We start from the raw sequence: 17358 nt of genomic DNA, 5'->3' as shown, positions 1-17358 counted from the left end.
GAGCTGAATGCAATTGCATGAAGAACATAAAAAAGAGGCGCCGGATTCAGTTGCCTGCAAAGTCATCACAGTCAGTGATACAAGGAATGAAGAAACAGATAAGAGCGGCAGGCGGATGATCGATATGCTTGAAGCGTCAGGTCATCAGGTCACGTCATACGAAATCGTCACTGATGAAATCATTTTAATCCAGCGTGCAGTCAGGGACGGGCTGATAGATGACACTATCCAGGCAGTGCTGATCAATGGCGGTACAGGACTTGCACCGCGTGACGTCACGATCGAAGCCGTTACACCACTTTTTGAAAAAGAGATTCCAGGCTTTGGCGAGCTTTTCCGTTATTTAAGTTATGCAGAAGATATCGGCTCAGCAGCTATGATGTCCCGTGCTGCTGCAGGAATCGCTGAGAAGACAGCTGTCTTTTCGACGCCGGGCTCGACCGGTGCAGTGAAGCTTGCAATGGAGAAGCTGATTTTACCTGAGCTTGGTCATGTCGTACGTGAAATGAATAAAGAGTAGTTGAGTAAAACCGCGGCCGGAGCTGCGGTTTTTTAATTTGAAAAAGAGGGCATGACTAAGGGGAGAGGAGGTATCAACCCATCCCAGGCAGCTTTAGACCGGTTGTGAGGTCGCGTCCGTTTAATCTCCTGCTGCCAATGCCTTCAAAAAATTTGTCGAAAATATGTCTTTTTTCAGAGATTCTAGTTTTACGAAACATTCTTTAGGGTATTTATGACCAGGTGCGAAAACTGAATATTTATAAAAAAGCTGTCAGCTCAGCAAAATTTATTACGGGGGAGAGATCAATGTGTCAGGTCAAATTAATGTAACGATTAACGGCAAACCGGCTGTGATTAGTGAACATCTGTCTGCAATGCAGGCACTTGAAGATCACCAGACTGAAGTACCATCCGTTTGTTATCACCCGAGTCTCGGAGCAATTGAGACGTGTGATACGTGTATTGTAAAGGTGAATGGAGAGTTTGTCCGTTCATGTTCAACGCAGTTGAAAGAAGGAGACGCTATTGATGGCGTATCTGCTGATGTAAAAGAAGCGCAGGTCGTCGGAATGGACCGGATCTTAAGAAATCACGAGCTCTATTGTACAGTATGTGATTACAACAATGGCACGTGCGAAATACATAACACCGTCAAGGACATGAAAGTCAACCATCAGAGCATGCCATTCGAAGAAAAGCCTTATGAAGTGGATGATTCCAATCCATTCTACCGATATGATCCGGACCAGTGTATTTTATGCGGACGCTGTGTGGAAGCGTGTCAGGATGTACAGGTCACTGAAACACTGACCATTGACTGGACACTGAAAAAGCCCCGTGTCATCTGGGATAAGAATTCTAAAATCAATGAATCATCATGTGTATCATGCGGACACTGTTCAACTGTCTGTCCATGTAATGCCATGATGGAAAAAGGGATGGAAGGGGAGGCTGGATTCCTGACAGGCCTTGCGAAAAATACACTTCGCCCGATGATTGAAATTACGAAGAACGTTGAAACAGGCTATGGCTCAATCCTTGCCATTTCAGATGCAGAATCTGCTATGCGTGAAGACCGTATCAAAAAGACAAAGACTGTCTGCACATATTGTGGTGTCGGCTGCAGCTTTGATATCTGGACGAAGGACCGCAAAATCCTCAAAGTCGAACCTTCAGTGGACGCACCTGCAAACGGCATTTCCACTTGCGTTAAAGGTAAATTCGGCTGGGACTTTGTTAACAGTGATGCAAGAATCACGAAGCCTCTGATCCGTGAAGGAGATGCTTTCAGAGAAGCTGAGTGGGACGAAGCACTGAACCTTGTTGCTTCTAAAATGAAAGAACATAAAGAAAAGAGCGGTGCCGATTCAATGGCATTTATCAGTTCTTCTAAGTGTACAAATGAAGAATCATACGTGATGCAGAAACTGGCACGAGGTGTAATTGGAACAAACAATGTGGATAACTGCTCACGTTACTGCCAGACGCCTGCAACGATGGGTCTTTTCAGAACGGTAGGGCACGGCGGTGACTCCGGCTCCATTACTGATATCGCACAGGCAGGACTTGTCCTGATTGTCGGATCCAACACTTCTGAGTCTCATCCGGTACTGGCAACACGCGTGAAGCGTGCACACAAACTGCACGGTCAGCGCTTACTGGTGTCAGACATCAGAAAGCACGAAATGGCAGAAAGAGCGGATCTGTTCTTCCAGCCAAAACCAGGGTCTGACCTTGTCTGGCTGTCAGCTGTAACGAAATATATCATTGATCAGGGCTGGGCAGATGAAGAATTCCTGAATAACCGCGTGAACGGTCTTCAGGAATATGTAGCCAACCTTGAAAAGTTCACATTGGATTATGCGTCTGAAGCAACTGGTCTTTCAAAAGAAACGCTGATTCAGATTGCTGAAGAAGTCCACAATGCAAAAACGACTTCAGTTCTGTGGGCAATGGGTGTTACGCAGCACTCAGGAGGCAGTGATACAAGTACGGCGATCTCAAACCTTCTGCTGATCACAGGTAACTATGGTAAGCCTGGTGCAGGAAGCTATCCGCTGCGCGGTCACAACAACGTACAGGGTGCAAGTGACTTCGGCAGTATGCCTGACCGTTTCCCGGGTTATGAAAAAGTATCTGATGATGAAGTCAGAGCGAAGTATGAAAAAGCATGGAATGCCAAGATTCCTGGAGAAAATGGATTAAACAACCATGAAATGATTGATGCCATTCATGAGGGCAACCTGAAGATGATGTATCTGAAGGGTGAAGACATGGGGATTGTGGATTCTAATATCAACTATGTGCATGAAGCATTTGAAAAACTGGACTTCTTTGTTGTTCAGGATATCTTCCTTTCGAAGACTGCGGAATTCGCTGATGTTGTTCTTCCGGCAAGCCCGAGTCTTGAGAAAGATGGCACATTCACAAACACTGAAAGACGTGTACAGCGTCTGTATCAGGCACTTGAGCCGCTTGGTGATTCAAGACCTGACTGGGAAATTATTCAGGACCTTGCAAATCGTGTGGGTGCAGACTGGAACTACACGCATCCAAGTGAAATCATGGAAGAAGCAGCTTCACTTGCACCGCTATATGCAGGTGTGACATATGAAAGACTGGAAGGCTATAAGAGTCTTCAGTGGCCTGTAGCTGCTGATGGAACTGACTCGCCGCTTCTGTTCCTTGAAGATTTCCCATTCCCGGATGGCAAAGCACGTCTGTTCCCGGTTGACTGGACAAAACCGCTTGAGTTTGACGAGGAATATGATATTCACGTCAATAATGGCCGTCTGCTTGAGCATTTCCATGAAGGGAACATGACCTATAAATCTAAAGGAATCTCATCGAAAACGCCTAATGTATTCCTTGAAGTATCGGAAGAGCTTGCAAAAGAAAGAGGGCTTGAAGACGGCACGTTAGTCAGACTGACATCTCCATATGGTGCAGTAAAAGTAGAGTGTCTGATCACTGACCGCGTAAAAGGAAAAGAAGTGTATCTGCCAATGAACGATAACAGTGAAGGTGCAATCAACTTCCTGACGAGTTCACAGGCTGACAAAGATACAGATACGCCTGCCTACAAAGAAATCAGTGCAAAAATGGAAGTGCTGAAGCCAAAAGGTGAGAGACCGATTCCAAGAACCAATCACAGAAACGGAAACCCTCAGCCACAGCTTGGTGTCAGAGTAGATAAAAAGTGGGCACGTAAAGACTATGTATTCCCAGGTGACCTTGTGAAACTCAGAAAGGAGGCGTCTAAGCGTGGCTAAAGCGACTAAAGTGATTCACCGCATGGAATTCAGTGAAGAAGAGATTCGTCAGCGTGATCTTGAGGAGCTTAAAACCAGGCTGCTTAATAACAAAGAAGCGATTCATGAGATTTTTGACATGATCGAGCACATGCAAAAACGCGGTGTGCTTGATATGGGTACTTCACTTTTCGCTGAAGGGGATAAAGTACTTGATGTCATTGTCAAAACACTGGATTCAAAAGAAACAACAAACAGTATTAAAAACCTCCTGCTGATGGTCGGTACACTCGGCACATTGAACGTTCAGCAGCTGGAGCCGTTGATCCTGAAGGTGAATAAAGGAATTGCTCGTGTCGCAGAACTGGATGAAAAGAACGAGCAGGGAGGGTACTTTACCCTTCTCCGTTCTTTAAATGACCCGGAAGTAAAGCGCGCCATGGCAGTAGGCGCAGCTTTTCTGAAGGGACTTGGATTCAAACAGGACGAGCATGAAAGAACGACGCAAAAACCGGAAAGTCAGAAAATAAGAGACGATGAAAATGAAGAAAAAGAAGAATCAGATTGGAACGGTGATATCTTCACAACTGAATATCATGAGCTGAATAATCACTCGGCTCCTGTTAAAAGCGATTCAGGTTCCTCTACGAAAAACAGCTGGCTCCTGCCGGCCGGACTTGCACTGGCAGCCATACCGTTATCGTATTGGCTGAAGAAAAAATAATATTAAAATCAAATTGGGCAGAAGTTGAGGGTTTGATAACCATATTTCTATTAAGCACTACCTGAGGTGAGCGGAGCGGAAGACGGCGACTCCAGCAGGATAAGACGGACAGGTGAGACCCCGCAGGCGCAGCCGAGGAGGCTCAGCGCCGTCCCTGCGGAAAGCGCCGCCTGCAGCGAAGTGAACCGGTTAAAAAACCGAAACGTTTTTGTCCCAGTCTCAAATCCTAAGGGGGAACAACAATGGCCGAAAAAAAGCTTAAAAACCGCTGGCTGATTGCAGCAGCAGCGGTAGGTATTCACATATCAATCGGATCAGTATACTCATGGAGTGTATTTTCAAATCCTCTAAATGAGAAACACGGATGGGCAGCAAGTGACATTGCATTAATCTTTAGTATCGCCATCTTATTTTTAGGTCTTTCAGCCGCTTTTATGGGTCACTTTGTTGAAAAGCACGGTCCAAGAAAATCCGGCATGGTCGCAGCAGTCAGTTTTGGTCTCGGTATGATTGGATCTGGTTTTGCTGATGGTATCGGAAACTTGTACTTATTGTATTTCTTTTATGGTGTATTAGGCGGAATCGGACTTGGAATTGGTTACATTACACCGGTTTCCACACTTGTAAAATGGTTCCCTGATAGACGTGGGCTTGCTACAGGACTTGCGATCATGGGATTTGGATTCGCTTCAATGATTGCCAGTCCCGTGATGGAAGCACTCATTAATAATATCGGGATTTCAGGCACATTCTATTTACTCGGAGCGATCTATTTTGTGCTAATGTTCAGCTCTTCTCTGTATCTTGAGAAGCCGCCTGCTGATTATGTACCTAAAGGGATGACGCAGGAAGAAAAGAAAGAAAAACAGGAAAACAAAGATACTGGAGACCTTGCCCAACTGACAGCAAATGAAGCAGTCAAAACAGTCCGCTTCTGGGCGCTTTGGGCGATGCTCTTTATCAACGTAACGTGCGGAATTGCGATTATTTCCGTTGCTTCACCAATGGCGCAGTCAGTAGCCGGCATGTCTGCAGGAGCTGCTGCAGTGATGGTTGGTATTATGGGTGTATTTAACGGAGCAGGGCGTCTTGGATGGGCATCTGTTTCGGATTATATTGGCCGCCCTAATACGTATACAGCATTCTTTGTTATACAAATCGCAGCATTTGTCCTTCTGCCAAATGTAACGAATGCACTGATTTTCCAAATTTTAATTTTCGTTATTCTTTCATGCTATGGCGGAGGTTTTGCTTCTATTCCGGCATTCATTGGAGATCTGTTCGGAACAAAACAGCTTGGTGCGATTCATGGCTATATCCTGACAGCATGGGCAGCAGCAGGACTTGTAGGACCGAGCGTTGTAACACGTATCGAAGAAGCAACAAACAGTTATGCGCTGACAATGTACATTTTTACCGGTGCCTTCGTCGTTGCGCTTATCGTTTCACTATTAATCCGTGTTAATATTAAGAAAATCCGTGAAGAAAATCGTGTACCGGCTGAAGCAACGAGCTGATGCCTGAAAGTCCGGGCGAATGTGCCCGGACTTTTTTACACAAAAAGGAGGACAGTAAATGAGCGCAGAATCCATTAAACGAAGAAGCATACTGAAAATACGTAATGGTGTGGCAGAGCGGACTGAGGATACAGTCGTCACTGAAGAGGTTTTGACAATCAAACTGAACGGCGAAGAGTTTGTAACCGTCGTCTGTTCTCCTGAACATATGGAAGATCTGGCAGTCGGCTATTTGGCATCAGAAGGTGTCATCCGAAATCCTGATGCGATTACCTCTATCCGTCTGGATCAGAAAAATGGCTTCGTTCATGTGACAGCTGACCAGCTTAATCCACTCTATGATGCGCTGCAGAACAAACGGTATATCACATCCTGCTGCGGGGGCAGCCGCCAGGGGTTTGTTTTTGCAAATGATGCGATGACTGCCAAAAAAATGACAGGGCAGCAAGTGAAGCTGAAGCCGGAACAGTGTTTTCATCTGATGGAGCAGCTTCAGGAGTCTGCGGATACTTTCAGGGAAACCGGCGGTGTTCATAACGCAGCCCTTTGTACGGAAGACGAGGTCGTTCTGTCCCGGATGGACATTGGCAGACATAATGCGCTTGATAAGATTTACGGGTATTGTCTGCGTAATCAGGTATCTGTGAAAGGGAAAGTCATTGTATTCAGCGGAAGATTATCCTCGGAAATTCTGCTGAAGGTGGCGAAGATCGGCTGTGAAGTCGTGATCTCAAAGTCAGCACCAACAGAACGTGCGCTCGAACTTGCTGAGGAATTACAAATGACGACAGTCGGTTTTGTCAGAGAGGATTCCTTGAACGTCTATACCTGTCCTGAACGTATTCAGCTGAAGGAAGCACCAGTATACTGAAAAGACCGGGAACAGCCTATGCCGTTTCCCGGTCTTCATGCGTTATGAACCTGTTTTCAGTTCATCGTGATCAATATATTGAATCTGATCTTCAAAGATTAATTTCGTTCTGAAACGGTATCTGCACTGATCACTTTTATCTTTTAGGTGCTCAGGTATAGTATAGGAGAAAGGGATTTCCCTTGAGAACGAAGCATCAATCTCCTTAGACATATAAATGGTTGTTGCAATTTCAACAGGTTTTTCATTCAAGTGTTTTGGATCAAATGCCATCAAATCACATTCAAGCCGAGATACCTTTTTCTTCTTTTTTGGACCCTGTAAATAGAAAGTTCCGGTAATTTGAGATCCCGGTATTAAAACGTTTTGATCTAAGACTAAATCAACTTTTCCTTTACCGTTTGAAAAAATATTTGTCAGTTTGTTAAACATGTCATCCCGTCCTTTAATCACTATACGAAAGAAATGCCTGATTGGTTTCACTTAATCATACCGCCGGGTGTTGAAGCAAGTTTTTCACTGTTTTGAAGCCGCACAAACCTCATATAAAATACCCCTGTCATCAGAAGAGAAAACACGCCGAAAATAATGACCATATAGACAAGACCAATCAGATCAAGAAACAGTCCTGTCATTAAGAGGACAACCTGAAACACGATCCGGTCAAGCATGTTTCTGAATGAAAAAAACCTGCCGTGAAACTTTTTTGGAATTCTCGTCTGAAAAATCGTAGCAGCTGTCGGAAAAAAGCAGCCGACGGCAAAGCCGAAGATAATAAATGATAAAATTGATAAAAACGGTATAGCAGCGAAATATAAAATCAGCTGCGAGAACCCAATGACAAAAGAAAAAGTAAATAATATCGTGTAAGGCGAAAATGTCTCCCCAAGTCTTTTAATTGCAAACGCTCCAACCATAAATGCTACACCTTCAGCCGTATAAATCCACCCTTTAATAGCTGAGCTGTCCTGAATTTCACTGATATTAATCACAACAAGGTTGAACCCGCCAATAAACAGAAGCGGTACCAGTGTCAGAATCAGTGTCATCATGACAATGGGCAGCCCTTTGATGATAGGGAATACTTCTTTAAAACCTGCAGACCGTTTGCCTTCAGAAGGCAGAGGTTCCGGTTTATGCTCCTCAAATGAAAGCAGCCAGGTGAGCCCGAATAATACGAGGTACGACACCAGTGAAAGAATATATACCTGGGAAAGCGGCAGCTGCACGACTAATACACCTGCGACGGCAGTCCCAAGTACCCTTGATAAGGTAGCCACGTTCATATGTATTCCATTTAACTGCAGCAGATCTTTTTCAGCAACAACAAGCGGAAGCGCCGCCTGAAGTGCAGGAAAGTAGAAGGCTGCTGAAACCTGAATAAAAATCAGGAAAACAATCATCCATAAAATTGAGTCCTGCTGAATAGCGATTAACATAAAAATAACACTGGCTGCTCTGACAAAGCCTGAGCCCAGCATCACCGTTTTTTTATGCAGCTGATCTGTCAGTCTGCCTGCTAGCGGTCCAATCAGAATACTCGCCAGAAGCCCTGCTCCAAGAATCAGTGATTTTACAAAGTCTGAAGGGACCTTTTCCTGCATAAATTCCAGATTCCCAATAATTCCAAGCCATAAACCCACTCCTGCAATAAACTCTCCGCAGAGCAGTATCCAAACATTACGATTGTGCAGCATTCAATGAACCTTCTTTCTCTCATGTTTCTACTGAAAAAGTATGCGGTAAACTATTTCGTTTGTCTACATGATATTTAACATTTACTTTTGACGAAAAATAGGAGAACATATGAATAGAGATTCGACAACATTAGGGGGGATTTGTGAATGAAAGCATATGAACAATTGGGTGCATACATAATTGAAAAAAGAAATGAACTGGCCTTGGAGCTCGATGGTGGCAGCCCTGACTTAATGCTGTCGAAGAATGACGAAAAAAAACTGACTGATCTGCAGAGTGATCTGATTTTTTATATAGGTACAGCGATTAAAGAAAATAATCCTTTGACTGTAGAAGAGCAGGTAATCGAATGGGCACACAAAACGGGAGAGTCCGCTGTCCAGAGAGGAATCGAGCTCGACGATGGTCTCAGTCTTCTTTCACAGCTCAGAATGATGATCTGGAATCTGATTCTTGAAAAGCAGGAGAACCTGAACTTCACCGCACAGGAAGTCACAGAGATCAACTTTAATATCGAACCGATTATTAATAAAGCCGGTCGTGAATTTACAATGACTTATGTTGAAGATTACCGGCGCTATTTGAAAAAAGCACAAAGCAGTGTCATGGAGTATTCAGTTCCGGTAGTGGGATTGAATGATGATGTAGCGATTCTGCCATTAATCGGCGAACTTGATGATGACCGTGCAAAAATTTTAAAAGAAGTTGCGCTTCATAAATGTATTGAACTGCGCAATTCAACCCTGATCCTTGACCTTTCAGGTGTACCGACTGTCGATACAATGGTGGCAAATGAACTGTCCCAGGTCATTGATTCACTGAAACTGATCGGCGTGAAAACAATCTTAACCGGTCTGCGTCCTGAAATTGCACAAGCCGTTGTAGAAATCGGTATTAAATTCGAAGGGATGACGATCCGCAAAAATTTAAAATCAGCGATAGAAGGGTTATCGATCTAATATAAAGGCTGCTGATGCGGCCTTTTTATTTTTGGCTTTGTTAAATCTGGCTGCTGATTTCCGCTTCAGGGGGAACGCTTTCCGCATGAGCCGTCTTTTGGCTCCGGTTCAATCGGCCCTCCTCAGCGCGGGGCGCTTGCGGGGTCTCACCTGTCACGCTTCTCCTGCTGGAGTCGTTCCCCTTCCGCTCCAACCATCAGCTGTGAAAACATCATTGGTCTTTAACAAAGCCTTTATTTTTGAAATGACTGATTTTAATTCAGTGGAGCAGCTACTGCAACCGGATCGGCGGTCACTACCATCTAATTGCCGGATAGGAAGATAAAAAGAATAAACACCTTGACAATATACCATGTGGGGTATATTATAAATCGTGTAATAAACATTGAACAAGCAAGGGAGGTTCACTTAATGGATTATTCAAAGCAGTCTATTCACCGTCTAAAGCGGGTGGAAGGTCAGCTTCGCGGTGTACTTGCAATGATGGAAGAAGAAAAAGATTGTAAGGATGTTGTGACTCAACTGTCAGCAATCCGTACTGCGATCGACCGGACAATTGGATTAGTCGTGAGTGAAAATCTGGTCTCATGCGTCAGAGAAGCAAACGAAGACGAAAATCTTGAGCCGGACGATGTAATCAAAGAAGCGGTGAACCTGCTTGTGAAAAGCAGGTAATTTTTTTGAAAAAAAATATACCCCATAGGGTAAATTAATTTAGGAGGATTTACATTTATGCAAAAGAAACGAACGACAATTGTATTATTCAGCGGTGACTACGACAAGGCGATGGCTGCCTATATTATTGCAAACGGTGCAGCAGCTTACGATCATGAAGTAACGATTTTCCATACATTCTGGGGATTGAATGCACTTCGTAAAGATGGAGATGTGGAAGTTCAAAAGAGCGGTATGGAAAAGATGTTCGGAAAAATGATGCCTAAGGGTGCAGATAAAATGGGACTGTCAAAAATGAATTTCGGTGGTCTAGGACAAAAAATGATTAAAGGTGTTATGAAAAAGCATAATGCCATGGAACTTCCGAATCTGATTGAAATGGCTCAGGAACAGGATGTAAAGCTTGTGGCATGTACAATGACAATGGATCTTCTGGGGCTTCACAAAGAAGAACTGCTTGAAGAGATTGAATATGCAGGCGTTGCAGCATACCTGGCAGATGCAGAAGACGGGAATGTGAATCTGTTTATCTAAGTCCAAAAGAGAATGCCAGGAGGTGGCTGAGTTTTGAGTATTGAACTGTTTATTGTATTATTTTTAATTGGATTTGTAGGCTCTTATATTTCCGGAATGCTTGGGATCGGCGGCTCAATTATAAAATACCCGATGCTGCTTTATATCCCGCCGTTATTTGGTCTTGCCGCATTCTCGGCTCATGAAGTTGCCGGAATTTCAGCTGTACAGGTATTCTTTGCAACCATTGGCGGAGTGTGGGCTTATCGTAAGGGCGGATATCTGAATAAAACGCTGATTATCTATATGGGCGTCAGTGTGCTGATCGGAAGTCTGATTGGCGGTGTAGGCTCACAGGCGATGTCTGAAGCGACAATCAATACAGTGTACGGCGTACTGGCACTCATTGCAGCTGTTATGATGTTTGTGCCTAAAAAGGGTCGGGAGGATATTCCTTTTGATCAGATTACATTTAATAAATGGCTTGCTGCAATTTTAGCGTTCATTGTAGGATTCAGTGCCGGTATTGTCGGAGCAGCGGGTGCATTTTTACTCGTACCGATTATGCTGGTCGTTCTGAAGATTCCAACAAGGGTAACGATTGCTTCATCACTTGCGATTACTTTCATCGCTTCGATTGGCACAACAATTGGTAAAGTCACAACAGGGCAGGTCGAATATTTGCCTGCACTCGTGATGGTGGTTGCGAGCTTAATCGCTGCGCCGCTTGGTGCCAAATTGGGTAAAAAAATGAACACGAAAATTCTGCAGATCTTACTGGCACTGATTATTTTAGCAACTGCCATTAAAATCTGGCTGGATATTCTGATGTAAAACGATCTGGTGACCCTGGAATGAACTTTTCTGGGGGGAGCCAGATTTTTTTGCAGAAAATATCATGGAAGTTGTGTAGGTCCAATGGAATGATTTCATGAACCATCTTGTTAATTTCATGGCCTACCGTCGAAATCTCCTGAACACTAGCGTTAATCTTCTGAACCACCCCATCCGTTCGCCACTATCCCTCAAAAGTCCTTGACAGAAAATAACTGTTTGCCATAAGATGATGATAACAAACAACGAAAGGGTGACCCGGGCGAATGTGGAACTAATCCTCTTTTTGAAAACACAGATGAATGAAGTGCTGAATGACACACGCAACCAGTCTGTCTTCACACGCATCATCCGTTTTCCAGATAGGATTGATCCACTCCGGGTTTGCGCTCACGACAGCTGTCGTGGTTTATTTGCGTATACCCAAAGTGCCCCCTGTCTGTGAAAACGGACAGGGGGCTTTTTTGTCCCTATAAAGAAAAAATAGGGGATGAGAACATGACTGTCATTTGTTCAATAAAGAATATTCATTATGCAGTGAGAGAACGGGTACTTTTTGATATTGAAGACCTGGAAATCAGAAAAGGAGACCGGATTGGACTTGTTGGTAAAAACGGTTCCGGGAAATCCACGCTTCTTCATCTGATCAGTGGAAAGATTCAGCAGGAGGAAGAGGAGATCTTCAGAAATGGACGGATCACCCTTCTTCCGCAGCTGAAGCGCACGGATACTGTACAAAGCGGCGGCGAAGTTACGCAGGATTATATTAACCAGGCATTTGCAGAGAATCCTGACCTGCTGCTTGCTGATGAACCGACGACAAATCTCGATGTGGAGCGCGTAAAAACGCTTGAGCAGCACCTGTCCAGGTTTCAGGGTTCAATGATTCTTGTCTCGCATGACCGGACATTTCTGGATCTGCTTTGTACAAAAATATGGGAGATTGAAGATGGCCGTCTAAAAGAGTACAAGGGCAATTATCAGGACTATGCTGACCACAAACAGCTTGAATTCCGTCAGCAGGAAGCAGCACATGAACAATATTTACGGAAGAAAAAGCAGCTCGAAGCAGCCATTGAAGAAAAAGAAAAGCGGGCAAAACGCGCAACAGTAAAGCCGACAGATGGAACAGCCTCATCAGCTAAAAACGCAAAACCTTATTTTGCAAAGAAACAAAAGAAGCTAAGACAGACTGCAAAAGCGCTTGAAACAAGACTGGATCAGATGGAAAAGATTGAGCGGCCGAAAGAAGCGGCTCCTATTAAAATGACGCTGCCGAATGAATCAGATATGAAAGGCCGCCCGATTATCCGGTTTGAAGAACAGATCTTGAGGGTCGGAGATAAAGAGTTGTTTGCACTTAAGCCTTTTTATCTGAAAGGCGGGCAGAAAACAGCTTTAATTGGTGGTAACGGTACTGGTAAAACGACGCTGATCAAGGCAATCCTTGCCGCCCATGAAGGAATAAAAGTGTCACCATCAGTCAGGTTTGGCTACTTCAGTCAGAACCTTGATATTTTGAAACAGGATAAAACCATTTTAGAAAATGTAATGAAAGATGCAATTCAGACAGAGGATATTGTCAGAACCATCTTGGCACGTCTGCATTTTTACCGTGACGATGTATTCAAGCCGGTTCATGTACTCTCAGGAGGAGAAAGGGTCAAGGTGGCTTTTGCTAAAATATTTGTCAGCAATCTGAACGTGCTGATCATGGATGAACCGACGAACTTCCTTGATATTCAGGCAGTCGAGGCGCTTGAGGGGTTATTGAAAGAATACAGGGGAACAGTGCTTTTTATCACGCATGACCGGAAAATGGTCACTAAAATCGCAGACAGAGTACTTGAAATTAAGAACGGAAAGCTGACAGTGTTTGATGGGGATTTCAAATCGTATCGTGAGCATAAGCCAAAAGAACATGATGAAACAGCGGATGAACTGCTAAAGGTAGAGACGAAAATAACTGAAGTATTAAGCCGTCTCAGCATAACGCCGAGTGAGGAACTGGACCTGGAATTCAAACAGCTTCTCAAAAGAAAACAGATCCTGCTTTCTGATTAATTAATACTCATCAGGGTATTGTAATGATGTAACCTTAATTCAGAAAGGGGCATCATCATGTTTCATTACACAGTGGAAACAAAACAGTCAGTTGAAGAAGCAATGACAACACTTGAGAACAACCTGAAAGAAGAACAGTTCGGCGTCCTGTGGCAGTTCGATATCAAAAATAAGCTGCAGGAAAAAGGGCTGGACTTTGATCAGACTTATCATGTGCTTGAAGTATGTAACCCTAAAGAAGCGAAAAATGTACTGGAGAAAAACCTGTTAGCAGGTTACTTCCTGCCTTGTAAGATGGTTGTGTACGATGAAAATGGAACGACAAAAATAGGTATGCCTAAACCGACGTCGCTCATCCAGATGGTAGATTAAAACACTTGCTGCTGACATTGAGCAGCGTCTGATTGGGTGTATGGATAAGAGTATATAGAAAACAAAGGAACGGCAGCGCTCTTTTGCGCTGCCTTTATTTATGGGGGAATCAGGTATGCAAAGTGAAATGAAACTAATCAAAGCAGATAACTCAATGATCAAGGAGCTCACAGCTTTATCAGCGGCAGTTTTCAGTCATGAGGCGTCTGTCTGGCTTGCTGAAGGGGAGAATGACGCTAATATTCAGCCGCCCGGTTATGATTCTGAAGATATGATGTCTTATATGATCATGCATCTTCATACTTATGGGATATATAAAGGTGATACGTTAATTGGCGGAGTCATTTTAACAATACCTGCCTCTCATTACGCAAGGATTGACCGGATATTTATTGATCAAAAACAGCAGGGGAAAGGCTATGGAAAAGAGGCTATTCAATTAATTGAAAAAATCTATCCCGACGTCACACGCTGGAAGCTTGAAACCTCCGCAAAACAGATAAACAACCGCCATTTTTACGAGGCAGTGGGGTATACGTGTGTGTGGGAAACAGAGGAGTTAATGTTTGAAAAGAAGCTTGATGGCCATGAGGATTCAAAAAATGATTTTAACCAGAGGCAGGATCAGGACTACTCTCAGGCAGAATTGATTTCTGTTAACGCACAGTCAGTGAAAATAACAGATGCAAATATAAGATCATTACATATTTCAAATGCAGCGATGCAACAGGCTAGATTTCAAAACGTGAATTTATCTGAAAGCCTTATCGCTGATGCGACAGTTCAACACACAACATTCTGGTTCACTGATTTGAGCGGTTCTGTTTTCAGGACAGCTGACATGTCGGGAGTAGCGCTTGAAAACTGCAATATATCAGGAATGACAATAGACGGCATTCCGGTTGCAGACTTGATCAAAGCTTATAAAAAGGAGAATAAACATGGTCCATCTCAAACAAATCAATAAAGACAACTGGCTAAAAGCCATCAGCCTGAAAGTGAGGGAGGATCAGGAATATTTTGTTGCCTCCAATGCTGTTTCACTGGCACAGCTGAATTTTCTGCCTGAATTTGTTGCTCAGGGAATTTATGCTGGAGATGAAATGGTGGGCTTCACGTTATATGGCATAGATGAAGATGATGGTGAATACTGGATGTACAGAATGATGATTGATGAAAAACATCAGGGAAAAGGGTACGGGAGAGCAGCAATTGAATGTGTGATAGAGGATATCAGACAGCGTAAAGAAGATCGCCATACAACGATTACGCTCTCTTATGAACCGGAGAATACATTTGCCAAAGACCTATATACCAAAATGGGTTTTAAGGAACAGGAAGGGTTTATGGTGGATGGTGAGCAGGTCGCCCGCTATACGTTCTAATCCGCGTTATCTGCACATATAATGCCTGATGAAAGGCGGTGGCAGAGTATGTGTGGAATAACTGGCTGGATCAGCTGGAAACGCCCGCTGACTAGCGAATGGCAAACCATAGAGAAGATGGTCAGTACACTTGGTAAAAGAGGGCCTGACGCATTTGGTATCAAAGCAATGCATCATGCGCTGTTTGGGCATACACGTCTGACGGTCATAGATCCTGCCGGCGGTGCACAGCCAATGAATATCAAAACAGCGGCTGGCGAATATACGCTGATCTATAATGGTGAATTATATAATACAGATGAACTCAGAAACGAATTAAAAAAGAGAGGGCATTCGTTTATCTCCAGATCTGATACAGAGGTTGTGCTCAGGGCTTATATCGAATGGAGAGAGGAATGTCCTGTTCATTTTAACGGCATATTTGCATTTGCGGTTTGGGATCACAAGCGGGAAGAGTGCTTTGGGGCACGTGATAGACTTGGGGTAAAGCCGTTTTTTTATGCAGAAAAAGAGGGTGAATTGATCTTTGGCTCTGAGTTAAAAGCGATTCTTGCACATCCGCATCAGAGAGCACTGATCACAAGGGAGGGTCTGCAGGAGTTACTGAGCATCGGACCGGCAAGAAAACCTGGCAGCGGTGTTTTTAAAGGAATTAATGAATTGAGACCTGCTCATGCCTTTAAATACACCAGAACGGGTTTGAAAAAGTGGCGTTACTGGAATGTGAAAAGTGAGAATCACACACACAATGAAGAGGAAACAGCTGTGTACCTGAGAGAGCTTTTTGAGGACACTGTCAGCAGACAGCTGGTATCTGATAAGCCGATCTGCACCTTTTTATCAGGCGGTGTGGATTCAAGTGCAATCAGCGCTGCAGCAGTGGCTCACCTGAATGAAAAACTTCATACGTGCTCGATCAGTTATGAAGAAAACGATCTGCATTATAAGCCGGATCAATTTAAACCGAGTGATGACGGGCCATGGATCAGTCAAATGTCTGCTCATCTCTCGACAGTCCATCATGATAAAGTGATCTCGCAGTCAGAGCTTGCAGAGCGCTTGAAGGATGCTGTACGCGCACATGATCTCCCCGGTATGGCTGATATTGATTCATCTCTGTTATGGTTTTGCGAACAGGTGAAAAAAGACTTCACAGTAGCGTTGAGCGGGGAATGTGCAGATGAGATTTTTGGGGGATACCCATGGTTTCAGCGTGAAGAACTCCTGATGCGGGAAGGGTTTCCGTGGATTACGTCTGTGCAGGAAAGAGAGACATTGCTGCAGCCTGAGTGGAGAGGAAAACTGCTGCTGGCAGACAGTATGATCGAACAAAGCCGCATGATCAGAGCAGAAACACCTGAGTTTGATGGGGAAGATGAGCTGACTCAAAAGCGTCGTGAAATGGCCTACTTAAATATGACTAGCTTTATGACCACACTGCTCGACCGGAAAGACCGGATGAGTATGGCTGCAGGCCTGGAAGTGCGCGTGCCATTTGCCGATCACAGGATTGTGGAATACGCCTGGAATATCCCATGGGAGATGAAACAGCTCGGCGGCCGGGAAAAGGGTATCCTTCGTAAAGCACTTGAAGGTCTGCTTCCTGACGAAGTTCTGTACCGGAAGAAGAGTCCCTACCCTAAAACGTACCACCCGGCATATACAGCAGCAGTCAAGCACATGCTCAGTGAAGCCTTATCAAAAAGCCAGTCAGTATTACCTGAACTGTTCGAACGTGCCAATCTTGAAGAATTAATACAGACTGACGGTGCCTCATTCAAAGTGCCCTGGTTCGGTCAGTTAATGAAAGGCCCACAGCTGATCGCCTATCTGGTTCAGCTGGATGCCTGGTTTGATATGTATGGGGTGAAGTTTGACGTGTAAGTATATAGAAAGAGGCTGGGACAAAAACTAGCCAAAGACTAAAATAAAAGGCGCTGATCATCTAAAAAGATGGTCGGCGCCTTTTATTACCAAATATTTGTGCTGGTTTA

The 17358-nt window shown here is 44.1% G+C and carries 14 protein-coding genes and 2 pseudogenes; 14 read left to right on the top strand and 2 right to left on the bottom strand.

Annotated elements, in window-relative coordinates; genetic code table 11:
- The first annotated feature begins 7 nt into the window (after nucleotides 1-7).
- The 5 genes and pseudogenes from KP77_RS03780 (at nucleotide 8) to fdhD (ending at nucleotide 6864) form a co-directional block, all read left to right on the top strand.
- A complete protein-coding gene (locus KP77_RS03780) occupies nucleotides 8-520 on the top strand; it encodes a MogA/MoaB family molybdenum cofactor biosynthesis protein (protein WP_041121401.1) in 513 nt (170 codons plus the stop codon).
- Nucleotides 521-785: 265 nt separating this feature from the next.
- Nucleotides 786-3773 (top strand): formate dehydrogenase subunit alpha, encoded by a 2988-nt coding sequence (fdhF, locus tag KP77_RS03775; protein WP_052473942.1) that lies wholly within the window; start codon nucleotides 786-788, stop codon nucleotides 3771-3773.
- Nucleotides 3766-4308: pseudogene (locus KP77_RS03770) on the top strand (DUF1641 domain-containing protein); the annotation flags it as partial. The gene fdhF and the pseudogene KP77_RS03770, both read left to right, overlap by 8 nt.
- Before the next feature lie 410 nt (nucleotides 4309-4718).
- On the top strand, nucleotides 4719-5993 hold the full coding sequence (locus tag KP77_RS03765; RefSeq protein ID WP_041121398.1) for an L-lactate MFS transporter: 1275 nt from the start codon (nucleotides 4719-4721) through the stop codon (nucleotides 5991-5993).
- Nucleotides 5994-6051: 58 nt separating this feature from the next.
- Entirely contained in the window at nucleotides 6052-6864 is an 813-nt protein-coding gene (gene fdhD, locus KP77_RS03760) for a formate dehydrogenase accessory sulfurtransferase FdhD (protein ID WP_041121397.1), read from the top strand.
- 42 nt (nucleotides 6865-6906) lie between these two features.
- Here the strand turns inward: fdhD and KP77_RS03755 are convergent, their stop codons facing one another.
- Nucleotides 6907-7296 carry a sporulation protein gene (locus KP77_RS03755; protein ID WP_052473941.1) on the bottom strand — a complete coding sequence of 130 codons (390 nt, stop codon included), beginning with the start codon at nucleotides 7294-7296 and terminating at the stop codon, nucleotides 6907-6909.
- Between the two features lie 47 nt (nucleotides 7297-7343).
- Nucleotides 7344-8561: an MFS transporter gene (locus KP77_RS03750; protein ID WP_041121396.1), complete on the bottom strand. Its 1218-nt coding sequence runs from the start codon at nucleotides 8559-8561 to the stop codon at nucleotides 7344-7346.
- Nucleotides 8562-8708: 147 nt separating this feature from the next.
- On the opposite strand from KP77_RS03750, the gene KP77_RS03745 reads away from it, so the two are divergent.
- The 9 genes and pseudogenes from KP77_RS03745 to asnB all read left to right on the top strand — a co-directional run bounded on the left by KP77_RS03745 (nucleotide 8709) and on the right by asnB (nucleotide 17248).
- Nucleotides 8709-9521, top strand: a complete 813-nt coding sequence (locus KP77_RS03745) for an STAS domain-containing protein (RefSeq protein WP_041121395.1) — start codon at nucleotides 8709-8711, stop codon at nucleotides 9519-9521.
- Nucleotides 9522-9932: 411 nt separating this feature from the next.
- Nucleotides 9933-10196: a metal-sensitive transcriptional regulator gene (locus KP77_RS03735; protein WP_041121393.1), complete on the top strand. Its 264-nt coding sequence runs from the start codon at nucleotides 9933-9935 to the stop codon at nucleotides 10194-10196.
- Nucleotides 10197-10253: 57 nt separating this feature from the next.
- Nucleotides 10254-10730 (top strand): DsrE/DsrF/DrsH-like family protein, encoded by a 477-nt coding sequence (locus KP77_RS03730; RefSeq protein ID WP_041121392.1) that lies wholly within the window; start codon nucleotides 10254-10256, stop codon nucleotides 10728-10730.
- Between the two features lie 33 nt (nucleotides 10731-10763).
- Nucleotides 10764-11543: a sulfite exporter TauE/SafE family protein gene (locus tag KP77_RS03725; protein ID WP_041121391.1), complete on the top strand. Its 780-nt coding sequence runs from the start codon at nucleotides 10764-10766 to the stop codon at nucleotides 11541-11543.
- A gap of 498 nt (nucleotides 11544-12041) precedes the next feature.
- On the top strand, nucleotides 12042-13607 hold the full coding sequence (gene abc-f, locus KP77_RS03720; protein ID WP_041121390.1) for a ribosomal protection-like ABC-F family protein: 1566 nt from the start codon (nucleotides 12042-12044) through the stop codon (nucleotides 13605-13607).
- A 57-nt stretch (nucleotides 13608-13664) separates the two neighbouring features.
- Nucleotides 13665-14037 (top strand): annotated as a pseudogene (locus KP77_RS03715) (DUF302 domain-containing protein).
- A 57-nt stretch (nucleotides 14038-14094) separates the two neighbouring features.
- A complete protein-coding gene (locus tag KP77_RS03710; RefSeq protein ID WP_041121389.1) occupies nucleotides 14095-14946 on the top strand; it encodes a GNAT family N-acetyltransferase in 852 nt (283 codons plus the stop codon).
- Entirely contained in the window at nucleotides 14921-15364 is a 444-nt protein-coding gene (locus KP77_RS03705) for a GNAT family N-acetyltransferase (RefSeq protein WP_041121388.1), read from the top strand. The genes KP77_RS03710 and KP77_RS03705 overlap by 26 nt, the downstream gene beginning before the upstream one ends.
- Before the next feature lie 48 nt (nucleotides 15365-15412).
- A complete protein-coding gene (asnB, locus tag KP77_RS03700) occupies nucleotides 15413-17248 on the top strand; it encodes an asparagine synthase (glutamine-hydrolyzing) (protein ID WP_041121387.1) in 1836 nt (611 codons plus the stop codon).
- Nucleotides 17249-17358 lie beyond the last annotated feature (110 nt).

The organism is Jeotgalibacillus alimentarius (assembly GCF_000829445.1).
GTDB classification, from domain to species: domain Bacteria; phylum Bacillota; class Bacilli; order Bacillales; family Jeotgalibacillaceae; genus Jeotgalibacillus; species Jeotgalibacillus alimentarius.
Note: the sequence above shows the minus strand (reverse complement) of the source record. Positions and strands in the feature narration are given on the sequence as shown.